Source organism: Bacteroides sp. f07, from assembly GCF_042854785.1.
GTDB lineage: Bacteria > Bacteroidota > Bacteroidia > Bacteroidales > Bacteroidaceae > Bacteroides.
This window is the reverse complement of the sequence record NZ_BAABXI010000001.1, coordinates 3218220-3232626: the sequence shown is the minus strand read 5'-3', so window position 1 is coordinate 3232626 and position 14407 is coordinate 3218220. Positions and strand designations below refer to the sequence as shown.

Annotated in this window: 8 protein-coding genes; 4 read left to right on the top strand and 4 right to left on the bottom strand. The window is 41.5% G+C overall.

All coding sequences use genetic code 11. From position 1 onward, the window contains the following. Positions 1-121 precede the first annotated feature (121 nt). From ACGHVY_RS13155 to ACGHVY_RS13140, 4 genes are read left to right on the top strand one after another with little or no spacing between them, the layout of a single operon-like run. Positions 122-3409, top strand: a complete 3288-nt coding sequence (locus ACGHVY_RS13155) for a SusC/RagA family TonB-linked outer membrane protein (RefSeq protein ID WP_390599431.1) — start codon at positions 122-124, stop codon at positions 3407-3409. A gap of 12 nt (positions 3410-3421) precedes the next feature. Beyond that, a complete protein-coding gene (locus tag ACGHVY_RS13150; protein WP_390599430.1) occupies positions 3422-4978 on the top strand; it encodes a SusD/RagB family nutrient-binding outer membrane lipoprotein in 1557 nt (518 codons plus the stop codon). Between the two features lie 25 nt (positions 4979-5003). Next, on the top strand, positions 5004-6113 hold the full coding sequence (locus ACGHVY_RS13145; RefSeq protein ID WP_390599429.1) for a glycoside hydrolase family 18: 1110 nt from the start codon (positions 5004-5006) through the stop codon (positions 6111-6113). A 27-nt stretch (positions 6114-6140) separates the two neighbouring features. Beyond that, on the top strand, positions 6141-7343 hold the full coding sequence (locus ACGHVY_RS13140; protein WP_308745403.1) for a BT_3987 domain-containing protein: 1203 nt from the start codon (positions 6141-6143) through the stop codon (positions 7341-7343). A gap of 134 nt (positions 7344-7477) precedes the next feature. Here ACGHVY_RS13140 and ACGHVY_RS13135 read toward each other — a convergent pair whose 3' ends face one another. From ACGHVY_RS13135 to ACGHVY_RS13120, 4 genes are all read right to left on the bottom strand, one after another. Further along, positions 7478-9352 carry an alpha-L-fucosidase gene (locus tag ACGHVY_RS13135; protein WP_390599428.1) on the bottom strand — a complete coding sequence of 625 codons (1875 nt, stop codon included), beginning with the start codon at positions 9350-9352 and terminating at the stop codon, positions 7478-7480. Between the two features lie 39 nt (positions 9353-9391). After that, complete coding sequence (locus ACGHVY_RS13130; protein ID WP_390599427.1) at positions 9392-10072, bottom strand: hypothetical protein; 681 nt, start codon at positions 10070-10072, stop codon at positions 9392-9394. Positions 10073-10206: 134 nt separating this feature from the next. Then, positions 10207-13056, bottom strand: a complete 2850-nt coding sequence (locus ACGHVY_RS13125) for a TonB-dependent receptor domain-containing protein (protein ID WP_390599426.1) — start codon at positions 13054-13056, stop codon at positions 10207-10209. 32 nt (positions 13057-13088) lie between these two features. Then, the gene (locus tag ACGHVY_RS13120) at positions 13089-14399 is read right to left on the bottom strand and encodes a DUF4925 domain-containing protein (protein ID WP_390599425.1); all 1311 of its coding nucleotides are present in this window, start codon (positions 14397-14399) and stop codon (positions 13089-13091) included. Positions 14400-14407: the final 8 nt, after the last annotated feature.

The following is a 14407-nucleotide window of genomic DNA, read 5'->3' as shown; positions in this document are numbered from 1 at the left end:
CGGAGGGAATGCCAGTTCCTTCCGGATATGAAATCAAAAACTTTCCTGATATTAGCGTTTAATTGACGCAAACTCCTAACGATTAAATAGAAATAATAACCAATTTACTAATACGAGAAAGATGCTACAAAAATATAAAGAAATAGCAGGACGAGTATTCCAAAAGCAAGTTTTTCTTCCTTTTTTAGTATTATTAATGATACCTACGCTTGTTTTGGGACAAAAGGATAGTAAAATCACTATCCAACAGAAAAATATTACTGTGATTGAAGCATTGAAGACTGTGGAAAAACAGACTCAAATGTCAATAAATTATAGTAATTCTCAATTGAGAGGAAAGACAATTGTTAATCTGAACTTGAAAAACGCACTTGTGACTACCGCACTCGATGAAATCTTGAAAGGAACAGGTTTCATTTATCAAATCCATGATAATTATATCATAATAACTGAACAAAAGCCAGTGACGCAACAGATTGCGAAAACAATCAAAGGTAAAGTTGTCGATGAAAGTGGCGAACCGTTAATCGGTGTGAACATCTCTGTTGACGGAAGCTCTACGGGTACCATTACGGATATAGACGGAAACTTTACAATCAAAGCATTCAGCAATTCCAAACTGAAAATATCTTATATAGGATATGCTACTCAAATAGTTGCAGCCTCTAATAAAGAATTTTATCAGATTGTATTGAAACAGGATGCTGAGGTGTTGGATGAAGTTGTTGTTACCGCATTAGGTATCAAGCGTTCGGAAAAGGCTTTGTCATACAACGTACAGCAAGTGAAAGGCGATGAATTGACTACAATCAAAGATGCCAATTTTATTTCTTCTTTGAATGGTAAGGTAGCGGGTGTTACTATCAATTCATCTAATACAACCGGTGGTGCTTCACGTGTCGTTATGCGTGGTGTCAAATCCATCACTTCTTCCAACCTTGCACTTTATGTGATTGACGGTGTGCCGATGTACAATATGTCGAACGGTGGTGGCGGAAGTATTTATTCCGATCAGCCGGGTACAGATGGTGCTGCCGATATCAACCCCGAAGATATTGAATCAATCTCCATGTTGACAGGTCCTTCCGCTGCTGCATTGTACGGTAATGCTGCCGCTGCCGGAGTTGTATTAATTACTACAAAGAAAGGCTCGGTAGACAAGACATCTGTAACCGTTTCCAATAATACCACTTTCTCCAAAGTAGCCATGATGCCTGAAATGCAGAGCAAATATGGAAACGTTGCGGGAAATTTGGATAGTTGGGGACCGATTGTAAACAGTGATTACGATCCGCGTGATTTCTTCCGTACAGGAAGTAATATAATCAATTCGATGTCTTTATCTACCGGTAATAAAAAGAATCAGGCTTATCTGTCTGCTTCTACCACCAATACGACAAATATTCTGCCTAACAGCGGATATAACCGTTATAATTTTACCGTACGCAACACAACCAGTTTTTTGAATGACAAAATGACCTTGGATGCCGGTGCGAGTTATATTCTTCAGAATGATAAAAACATGATGTCCCAGGGATATTACTATAATCCTCTGCCCGGACTTTATCGCTTCCCTCGTTCCGAAAACTTTGAAGATTTGCGTATGTATGAGCGATATAATGAAGGTTTGGATATCATGGAACAATACTGGCCTTATGGAGGAACTTCAAGTGGACTGGCAAATCCATACTGGATACAAAATCGCCAGATACGTGAAAATAAAAAGACCCGTTACATGGTCAACGCTTCTCTCAAATACCAGATATTTGATTGGCTGGATGTAACAGGGCGTGTGAAGGTTGACAATTATGAAAACCGCAGGACATATAAGGCATATGCTTCTACCGGTAGCCTGGTTGCTGGTGACAGAGGTACTTATGCTGATTCTTGGGCACAATCAAAGAGTACATATGCGGATGCTATTGCTACAGTGAATAAGAATATCAATGACTGGTCGGTTAATGTGAACCTGGGCGTATCTTTAAACGACAATCGCTATGAATCTATGGGGTATGAAGGCGGTTTGAAGATTCTTAATTTCTTTGCCGTACATAATATCAACTTCGATGAAGCGTGGAAACCTAAACAGGACGGTTGGCATGACCAGACAAGAGCTATTTTTGCAAATGCTGAACTCGGGTGGAAGTCAATGCTTTATCTGACTGTCACCGGTCGTAATGACTGGGATTCCAGATTGGCATTTTCTGACTATAAGTCATTCTTCTATCCCTCGGTAGGTCTTTCGGCTATTATTTCCAGCATGTTTGATGCGCCGGACTGGTTGTCATTCCTGAAGGTTCGCGGTTCATACACAGAGGTAGGTAACTCTTACGACCGTTTCATGACATCCATTACTTACCCATATGACGAAGCATCGCATAATTGGACCAGTACATCTATTTATCCGAACACTAAATTAAAACCGGAACGCACGAAATCATGGGAAATAGGTGTAGATGCCAAATTCCTGAATGATATTAGCTTCAACTTGACTTATTATCGTTCCAATACTTACAACCAGACATTTTATGCCAGCTTGTCCGAATCTTCCGGATATTCTAAAATTCCGATTCAGAGTGGAAACATTATGAATGAAGGTATCGAAATGGCTTTGGGCTACGATAAGAAATGGGGCGATTTCTCTTTCTCCACTAACTATACATTGACTTGGAACCGTAATAAAATCAAGCAACTAGCCGATGGTGTCTATAACTATGCTACGGGAGAACCGATAGAAATGCCGGAACTTGAAATGATGACTTATGGAAAGACGGATGCTCACTTGGTTCTGCGTGTAGGCGGTTCGATGGGAGATGTATACGGACAGAAAGTGCTGAAACGTGATTTGAACGGATACATCCTCAATGAGGATGGAGTAGGTCTTTCCTTGGAAAATAAAGAAACTCATTTGGGTTCTATTCTGCCTAAGATGAATATGGGATGGAATTTAGGATTCGGATATAAAGGTGTCAACCTGGGTATGACATTTACCGGTCGTTTTGGAGGTATTGTAATAAGTGAAACACAGTCAATTCTTGATGCTGCCGGCGTATCAAAGGTTAGTGCTGATGTACGCGATGCAGGTGGTGTGGTTATTAATCAGGCAAAGGTAGATGCACGCTCTTATTTTCAGACTATCCAGGGGGCTTCCATTTATCATACCTATAGTGCTACTAACGTGCGTTTAGGAGAACTGAGCCTGAGCTATACATTGCCGAAGAAATGGTTTGGTAACAGCATGGGAATGACTGTCGGACTTGTAGGAAAGAACCTGTGGATGATTTATTGTAAAGCTCCTTTCGATCCGGAAATAACGACTTCTGCATCTTCCAATTTTTATCAGGGATTCGATTCATATATGCTTCCGAGTACGAGAAACTTTGGATTTAATGTCAAATTTCAGTTTTAAATAATAATAGGTATGAATAAAATAATAAGAAATATTGGTGCAGGTGTAGCTATGTGTCTGATGATGGTAGGATGTACTACTAATTTTGAGGAATACAATACCAATCCGTACCAACCGGGGAAAGTTCCCGCCAACAGCTTGCTGTCGACTATGTTTAAGGTCTATGCATCTCCTCAACAAAACGACTGCCAGGCTATAAACTGTATGTGGGCTTGTTTTAGCGGGCAGATTACTGCGCCTTACGATTGGGGTAAAGGCAGAAATCTTTTTGCTTATTATAATGCGATGGAAGACCATAACCGTGCTTCATGGGGAACTATTTATGGTCAGATTTATCCGAATTTCTTTCGGATTGAAGAAGCTACGGAGAAGAAAGGCGTTATTTATGCCATGGCACAGTTGACGCGTATTTATGCCATGCAACTGATGGCTTCCTTGCAAGGTCCTATCCCATATTCTAAAGTGACATCAGGCGATATAAAATCTCTTTATGATGATGAACCGACTGCCTGGCGTGCAATGTTTGATGACTTGGATAATGTGATTACCATATTGAAATCAGCTGCAGAATTAGGTATTAATCAGGATTTGGCAACAGTCGACCAGTTCTATGGCGGTGATTGCGCAAAGTGGGTGAAGTTTGCTAATACATTGAAACTGCGGATGGCTATCCGTGTATCGGGAGTAGCGGATTATGCTCAAAGTAAGGCAGAAGAAGCAGTGCTTGGCGGTGTATTGGAGTCTACGTCTGAAAGTGCGTATGACACGACTCACAGCGGCATCGGTGTAAATGGATATTCCATTGTCAGCGGATGGGGCGAGTTGAGAGCTAATGCTTGTATTGTTTCTTATATGAACGGATACAAAGATCCACGTCGAAGTGCTTATTTTACCCAATCGACAAGTGGCTTGTCAGGAGAATATGTCGGAGTCCGTTCCGGTTCCACAGAAATTCCGGTTCCCTCTAATTATAGTATTTATAGCAATCTTATGATAACGACCGGCAGGTCTTTACCGCAACCGGTAATGTATGCTGCCGAAGCTGCTTTCTTACGTGCTGAGGGTGAGCTGAAAGGTTGGGATATGAAGGGTGACGCGGAGACTTTCTATAAACAGGGAGTCCGGTTGTCATTTGCCGAATTTAATGTGTCCGGCGCAGATGAGTATTTGGCGGACAATACTTCTGTTCCAGGAAATTATACAGATAGCTCGCATCCTGCGGATAATTACACTAACCAGTCTTCAATTACTATTCAATGGGATGAAGGAGCCAGTGATGCAGAGAAACTGGAAAGAATTCTTACTCAGAAGTGGATTGCCTGCTATCCCGACCCGATGAACGGATGGGCGGATTACCGCCGTACAGGGTATCCGAGAATTTTTCCGGCAACCAGTTCTGCAAATGCGGATTGTACTGTTGAACGTGGGCAACGCCGTATTCGTTTTGCTGATACCGAATACAATACGAATAAAGAAAATGTGGAAGCGGCTGTAAGTATGCTTAATGGTGGAAAAGACTCCAATGGAACCGACCTTTGGTGGGCTTTGAAGAGTAATGGAAGTTATTAACAGCTAAAATAAAAAAGATTACGATATGAAGAAAATACTATATATCATATTTGTGGCAATGGGTGCACTGATGTTTATTCAGTGTAGCGATTGGACAGAAATGGAACCTAAGTTCACAGAACCGGTGAACATTAATGGTGACGACTATTATAAGGCACTGAGAGAATATAAAAAGTCAGAACATCCTATTTGTTTTGGCTGGTATAGTGATTGGACAGGAGTCGGTACCAATATGAACAATCAGTTGAGAGGTATTCCCGATTCAATGGATATTGTTTCTTTGTGGGGCAGTGCTTTTAATTTGACGGAAGCACAGAAAAGCGACTTAAAAGAAGTCAGAGAAAAGAAAGGCACTCGTATATTGTATTGCCAACATATCACGAACATTGGTCGGTCACATACTCCCGAATCAGTAGAGAATGATTTTATAGTGGATGGTGTGCAATACGAATCTCGTGATGAAGCAATGGCTGCATACTGGGGCTGGTATGGAAATCATGGAGATACTTCGGCAGAAGGTATCGAAAAAGCTATCCGTAAATATGCACAAGTGATTGTTGATTCTATTAATAAATATGATTATGACGGATTTGATATTGACTATGAACCGAATTTCGGTTATGGAGGTAATATTAGTAGTTATTCGGATCGTATGCATATCTTATTAGATGAGTTGTCAAAGTCGTTCGGTCCGAAATCAGGTACAGGGCGTATTCTTATGGTTGACGGCGAACCACAAACTTTGAATATAGAGTCCGGTAAGTTGTTGGACTATTATGTTGTTCAAGCTTATTATAATACAGGTGATGGCAATAAAGATATTTATAATTCACTGGATGAACGTTTTCAAAGATTATTGAATAAATTTGGTTCAATAGAAGATGAGGCTACGATTCTTAGTAAAACCGTATGGTGCGAGGACTTTGAGAAACATAAAGGAGATGGTGGCCCCGTATTTACAACACGTGATGGAATTGTGACATATTCCTTAAAAGGAATGGCTATGTACTACCGTCCGGGTGTAAATGCCCGTATTGGTGGAGTGGGTGCTTACCGTTTTAACCTATGTCGTCCGGTGAATGATTATTTCTTTATGCGTGAGGTTATTCAGGTAATGAATCCGGCTCAGCATTAATTGTATGAACATAATTAAAAAGAAAAAATGAAGATGATTAAATTTTCCAAATATATCGTGATGGGAGCTATTTTAGCGTCAGTCTTTGGATGTGACGATGCTGAGTTGAATCCTATTGATAATGGATTGTATATTCAGGAAGCTGCTCCTTCTGATAAGTTTGACCAACAGATGGAAACGCAATTGGTGGATGAAGATGAGGTAACGAAAACGTTGACAGTCCGTTTGGTGCGTGCAATTGACCAGGATGTGACCGTAACGTTGGATATTGACCAACAGTTGCTTGATGATTATAATCAGAAGAATGAGGCGAACTATCTGGTTCTCCCTGAAGAGTTTCGTAGTTTTGAAAAGACTGTAACAATTTCTGCCGGAAATGTTTCAGCTCCCGTTATCAATCTTACTATAAAGCCATATACTACCCCAAATGGTGAGGCTTATGCTATTCCGCTACGTATTACTTCCGTGGAGGGACCGGTAGAAATGAAGGGAAACGCGAATCGTATGCTTTATCTGTTGACTTCCCCTAATAAGCAAAATTCGATCATACTGAAGAGAGGGAATAAGACGGCAACTACGTTTAACAGTGAGATTCCTGCTGACCAGTGGACTATAGAGTATTGGCTTAAAGTTGATAATATTACAGGTATGGCAACTGGCGATTGGGTTGGGCTTAGTAATAAATGGTTTAGAAACTATATTTATTGTGACGGGTCTGCTCCTATAACTTTTAATGGAATATTACCTCGTTACTGGGCTGACGGAGTTGCACAAATCGCTCCGACGCTACAGTTCCATTTGGATAGCCCCGGATTCGATATGGATAGCAATGAATTCTGGTGGCCTGATACATGGTATCATATAGCATACACTTACGATGGAGAGAAGATTACCTTGTACAAGGATGGTGCAATGGATGTAGAGAAAGTTGATGCGAGAGATTATACATTCTCACGAATAACGCTTGCTGATGGTTCTTTTGGATCTTATATGCAGGTCGAATTTGCCCAGATTCGTCTGTGGAAGAAGTGTTTGACTGCTGGTGCAATTCAGGATGCTATGTCACGTCAGATACCAAGTGATTCTGAAGGACTGATTGGTTATTGGAAGTGTGATGAAGGTACTGGTAATGTGTTAAAAGATAGCAGTCCTAATGGTAACCACATTAATCTTAATGGAACTCCTGCATGGAGTGAACAGAAGTTTAATTTTGCCCATCCTAATAAATAAGGAAGAATAATATTAGTTTGTGATATTAGTGAGGTCATTTCAGAAATGACATGACCTCTTTTTTGACCCAAAAGATATTCAGCCACATTCTCTTTCTTTTCTAGAAAATTGAATGTGGCTAAATATCTTTTATTTTATTGTATGCCGATTTCTGCCAATCCCATCGGTTCTCCGTCATGTATCATCCGCGTTGCTTTCAACTGGACATAGCGGGCTTTGACAGGGGTAAAGTAAACAGATTGCAGAATCGGGTTATTCTTTATATTAGAAAACTCATCTTTGGCTACTACCTGATTGACTGCCTTACTATCCATACCGACAGATATTTCATAGGCTGCAATTACCCCTTTATTATATTCACTCTGATCGGGAAGATAATGGAATGAAGTGATAGTGCGTTCCTCTCCCAAGTCAATCAATACTGTATTCCCATTGATGAAACAGGTCGTTTGGTCGTTCTTATCCATGCATTTCTGTGCTTCTTCTGCGTCTACTCCGTTAAGAGTGAACGGGAAACTCTTCAGTTCTTCCGCTTTTGCGGTGTATGTGTCAGAAGTTTCTCCAGCGTAAAATGCTTCAATGTTATTAATACAAAGACAAGCACGTGAATCAGTGAAACGGACACGAATCTTATCGGTCGTGATTGTTTCGAAACGGAGAAGACGTTTGTAACCAACGGTTGTTGTTTCTTCATTGAGTTTCACGGGAAGCCATTCACCTTCCTGGTTATATTCTACTACGAATGATTTTACACGCTGTCCGAGAGGAATGTATTCCTGCAACATCATACGGTTGATTTTCTCCGGTTGGGGCAAGTTGAATTCGATAGTGGCAGAGGTTACATCGTCATTGGTAGCCCAATAAGTATCGTAATCATTGTCTGTAACAGCCTTTGCAGAGAATGCAGTTCCCCGTTCGTCCGATGCTTTGGGAGAAATCCCTGCCAGCAGATTATTCTTCAGTTGTTCTTGTACGTTCTTGTGGAAATTAACAGCGTTAGCAGAGTCTGTCGGGTGAATTAATCCGTTGCGGTCGACGGGAAAATTCAGCAATAACGTTGCGTTATGTCCTACGCTGCGGTAATATAAGTCAGTCAGGTCATCCACTGTTTTCACACGTTCGTCTTCTTCCGGATGATAGAACCATCCCGGACGGATGGAAACGTCACATTCGGCAGCTACCCATTGGTTGCCGTCGGCGTGACCGTATTGTAATTCGCGATAATTGGCATAGCCCGGATAAACTTCTCCGGCACGAAGGAAAGACCAGTTGGTAGCTCCGGCAAATCCTTTTTCATTACCTACCCAGCGGCAACCCGGACCACCGTCAGAGAAGATGACAGCTTGCGGTTGCAGTTCGTCAATCATTTTGTAAGCTCTTGGATAATCATAATAAGTCTTACGGTCGATCGTGCGGCTGTCTTTTGCGCCACCATACCAACCGTCTCCGCCGTTGGCGCCGTCAAACCAAATTTCAAATACGTCGCCGTAGTTGGTCAGCAGTTCGTTGAGTTGCTTATAGAAGTAGTCTACGTATTCTGGAGAACCGTAATTGGCTTGATGCCTGTCCCAAGGCGACAGATAAACAGCGAACTTGATACCATACTTTTTGCAGGCGTCCGATAGTTCGCGGACAATATCTCCTTTCCCGTCTTTATACGGAGTGTTGCGGATACAGTACTCTGTTAGTTGGGTAGGCCATAGGCAGAATCCGTCGTGATGTTTCGCTGTCAGGATTACTCCTTTCATTCCGGAATTTACAAAAGTCTGTACCCACTGTTCGCAATCCAGTTTGGCAGGATTGAATGTTTTAGGGTCGGAATCTCCGTATCCCCATTCGCGGTCGTTGAATGTGTTAAGTCCGAAGTGCACAAAAGCATACGTTTCCATCTTTTGCCATTCCACCTGCTTGGCTTCAGGGACAGGCAAGATAGCTTCCGGTGCTTTTGCCGGATTGCAGGCACTCAGTAAAAGAACTCCTGCACAGAAAATAAGAGAGTGTTTTTTCATGGGGGTGATTATTAGTAAATTATTAAATAGATAAATTTGCTAGAGTGTGATTCCGAATACAAAATAAACCTGCTCTTCGTAAGGATTGGCTATCAGCTTTCCGAATACAGGTAATGAAAAGCCGGATGTTATTTTGATTTCTTTTGTTGCGGATAGTCCGATGTTGACCACATTGAATTTGTCGGAGTAGAAACTTTCCCAAGGCGTAAAGCCTGCTTCAATACTTAAATCAACGTCTTTCACACAGAACGGATAACTCAGCTCGCAATAGCTCGACCAGGCGCGTTTTCCGTTTTCCCGATAGTCGTTTCCGGCAAATGTAGTGTACCAGCTCACTGATAACGGGAATTTCTCACTGAGCATATATCCGGCTCCTACTTCAAAGGTATGCCCTGTGGAGTGTGAGTTGTAGTTGAAGTATTTGAAAGGTTCATCTTCTGTTTGGGTAAAATAGTTATTGGCGTAAAGAGTCAGGTTTTTATATTCGTACTCCAATGAAAGGTCTATCTCGTTGTTCTTCTCACGAAATTCGGTAGAACCCCATGCATAGACGGTCAGTCCTTTCCAGTTGAGTCCGAGTGAGGGTTGCACACTTGCATTGCCGCTGTCTATACCACGCCAGATATAACTGCTGACAAAATCTGCATTTACAAAAACTTCTTGTGCCTGTGCAAAGGCTGCGCAAAATAGGATTGCAATAAGTACAATATGTTTTTTCATTTTATCGGTTGTATATTTTCTTTTCGGGGGTAAAGATACGCAATATATAGATAAATGTTGGCAGGTAGGGTAAAAAAAGAAAACGGCTGCATAACGCAGCCGTTCCATAATCAAAACTAAATCTTAAGAATTATTTAGAAAGTGACATCCATTTTCAGGACGAAAGTGCGTGGGGCGGCTACTGCCATCGGACGGTAACTGTATTCCTTGTTAAACAGGTTGTTTACCATAAACTGGAATGCCACTTCTTTGGTTGCTTTCACACCGAAACGGAAGTCAACGGTGGCATAGGGCGTGTTATGTTTGTCCCAGTAAGTAGCCAGCGTTTCGCCTTTTGAATAACCGAAGAGGATACCGCGTACGTAATCCATCAAGTCATTTTGCATTTTGGGACGTTCATCCATCATCAGATAATCTACTGCAAGAATCTTGCTCTTCCATGCCACGTTGGCACCTACATTAATACGTTTCCACTGGAAGTCTACCGTGGCTTTGAAACTATGTTTCGGGCGATATTTCAGATACTTTCCGGTGTTTGATTTCTCTTTCATTTGCAATGGGTCGGTATAAAGGCCTTCTACGGCATTGCGTTCCTGATAATCTGCATCGCGGGGTTCAGTATATACATATCCCAAGTTATAGAACAACTTCGTATTCTTATTGAAGTTGTACACGCCGTTTGTCGAGATTTCAACTCCGTAGATTTGAGCTTTCGATACGTTGTGGAATTGGGCACCGATACCGAAACCTTTGCCGTCCGATAACATTTGGATGGCATCACCGATACTGTTAATCATCGTATAATTGGCATTGTTGAACAGTCCGAACTGAAATTCAACCATATCCTTATATTGCGTATAGAATCCGGCAATATCTACAAATCCCTGAAAATTGCCAATCTTATATCCTTGTTTGAATCCAAGTTCAGCATTAAATCCTTTCTCGGGATTGATGTTCAGATTCGGATAAATGCCGACACCGCCAATATCTTTACGCAGGTATTTTTCATTGATGGACGGGTTACGGTAACCTTGTCCGAAGCTGGCGCGGATAAAGCTGTAATCAGCCAACTGATAGTTCAATCCGGCACGGAATACGGGACGGAACGGAACTTTTGTCCCGAATATCTTAGTTTCCGCTTCTCGGTGGTGGTTGTTTACACGATAATATTCGGCACGTACACCGGCAGATACGCTCAGGCGATCCCAGAAGCGTTGGTCGTACTGGAAGAAAGCAGCGATGTTATCGCTTTTGTACACTTCGTCCATAATGGCAGAATCATAGCGGATATGTTCAAGAGTAGCTCCGGTAGTGATTTGTGCACCACAGTCCCATTTCTTGTTGAACTGGTAGTCAAGGTAATAGTCGAAGTTCTTATCAGTCTGAGTTTTCGGATTGTTGCGTGCAGGATTAACGACATTAGACAACCAGGGAACAAGGTCGCTTGGTAATTTTCCGTCTTGCACTAATTTGTCCAGATCGCCGGGGAGTCCGTTGTCCATTGCCCATGAGATAAGATCGCAATAGTCAGCGGTGGTTGCGTTCGGGAAGATGTTGCCCAATGAAGTGAATATTCCGTTCATTGCATCTTCCAGGTTGCCGTTGACAAGTCCTGAGCCGATACCTACCAGTGCGGGATAGAGTGAACTATAATCACCGCCTGCGATATTTTGTATGGTTTGTGCGTCTGTTCCCATATTTCCCAAAATATCAGTAATAGATGCCCCGTCAGTCGGACGTACGATATTGTCGGCACTATAATAGAAACGTCCTTTAATCTTATGTGATGTACCGTTTTCGGGATTCACGTAGTTGATGAACGGGTCGATATGGAAGTTATTCTCTTCACGTCCCATGTTGGTGAAAGGAGAGGGCTTGTATACTTCCGTCGGTGAACGCCAGATGAAGAAGTCGCCATATTGGTTGGAAAGGAAATCTACATTGAAACCATAATTCAGGATTTTCATTCCCATATCCGGTTGGTGGTAAGTCAGACTGCCACCCATGCGGAAACGTTTGTTGTATCCTTGTTGGCGATACCCTTCGTCAGTGAAAAGATTGATACCGCCACTGACGTCAAAATTGCCGATACGGCGGGAGTGGGAGAGGTCGAACCCTTCATAAATCGGATTCCGTACACCGCTGAGAAGGCTTCCGCGCAGAATTGGTTTCACTGCGTATTTATCGTCTTTCCAAAAGCTTTTGTCACTCCATTGATATTCATCATTTTCTGCATCTCCATATATACCGACATAGGCACTGAAACGTGTTTTCGGTGTCAGTCCCGGACGGGCGGTGCGAATGTTGATAATACCGTTCAAAGCTGACGAACCATACAATACGGAAGAGGCTCCTTTGATAACTTCTACTTGCTCTACATTCTCCAAAGGAACGGTGTTCCAGTTAATTTCTCCTGTTTTGGGATTCAGTGTGCTCATGCCGTCTACTAAAATCTGGCTGCGTGCACCTACTCCGTAAGTCCAGCCGCTACCGCCGCGCATAGAAGGTTGCTTGTCTACAATGTCTACACCGGGAAGCGTGCGGAGAGTAGAAGAAATATCCGTTGGTGCCTGACGGGCAATGTCACCCGATTTGACAACGTCCATAGAGACGGTGACATCGCTTAGCTTTTGTTCAAAACGTCCGGCACTGACTACTACTTCTTCCAGCAGCTTGGTGCTTTCCTTCATGTAAACGTCTTTAGTGATTACTTCACGTTTGCCAATAACGATAGGCATCAGTACATCATCATAGCCTACATAACTGAATACGAGGTCTACTCCGCCTTCGGGAAGTTTGATTTCGTATTCTCCGTTGATATTGGATACTACTCCCTGGTTGCCGTGGAGCTTGTAGGTAATGGCTGCTCCCACCAAGGGCTCGTTGGTTTTGGCGTCATATATATGTCCTTTCAGAGTTTGGGCAAAACTTGTCCCAAAACTGATAAGACAAATTAGGATTGTTAGGATATATAGTTTTTTCATTTTATATTTTCTTTTTTAATCATCTTTTTATGTTACTTGTTTGGTACTAAGTCGAGTCCGATATTGAATTTTTCGGAATTTCCCCAATCACCAGCGAACTGATTAAGCAAGGTTTCTAACATCATTTTAGAGAAATCGTCTGTTGATTCTGGTAACATATTTATAATAATCGGGACTAAACTCGGTATCATATCTAAAATAGGTTGCATAGTTACTTTATCCAAATAGAGATGTGTATGTCCATCTGCTTTCTCTATATTCATTGGAATTCCCACTGTGATCCATTCAAAGAAGGTCTTAAAAGTTACATCATCCAGGTTTGTAATGAATTTTATGATGTCATTTTGTAAAGTTCCATTTATTTTAATCAGTATTCCTTTAAGTGCAATTGGATCCATTTTTAAAATTATATCAGTAAGAGAAGCTAATAGATTCTCATCTATCACTTTTCCTTGTCCTTTCATTGCGACTGTAATTATGGCAGGCAAATTAAGTTTAATCCTGATTTGACCATCTTTAGGATACCAATAAACCAAATTTGTTGGCGAAGTATAGTAAGTGCGGTCTTTTATTACAACTGTTACATCATCATTGGTAACTCCCCCTCCCAATAGTTTGGAAAAAATAAACTGCACAATATTCATCATAGCTCCTTCTGCTTCCATATCTGGAACTTTACCATCAATCATAATAGGACCGGTAGAATATTCAGCTTGAATATTTCCATCGGCTTTCAATGTTACGGAATGAAGAAATTGTGGTAGAAAATATGCTAATGTACTTCGTAAAAATACATTATAATCCGAATCGGAGCCTGCTGCCATTTTGGTATCAACAAAACCGGCGCCAGTCACTGGTGTCTCTGCTCCCATATTTTCATTGGATACTTTAGTGATCTCGGAAAATAGATAATTGTTGCTCCATTGTGGACTACCGGCAGTTTGTATATCCGTAAGGTTAAAAATAAGATGCCCTTTTTCTACTTTGCCATCATAATGGAATTGAATATTGGTATTTGTTCCAACTGCATCTCCTGAAAAAGTATATTCATTACTTGTTCCTGTCAAAGATATATTTCTTAGTGAAACAACTTCTTCTCCTGGGAGAATATCGTAAAGAGTGATATTAGCACTTTCTCCTTTCACTGTACTGAAGTCAATACTTTTGCCAAGTAACTCTTCTCCACTATAATTCAAAATTAAATTGGAATGACTAAGATGCTTGTTTGAATAATTCGCTGTTACATCTACGGGATCCGGTCCCGGGTAATCTTCGCTACAAGAGGTTGTCATACCTGTTATGCAAACGAGGCTGCTTATTAATAAAGTTGATATTTTCTTCATTGTCTTTT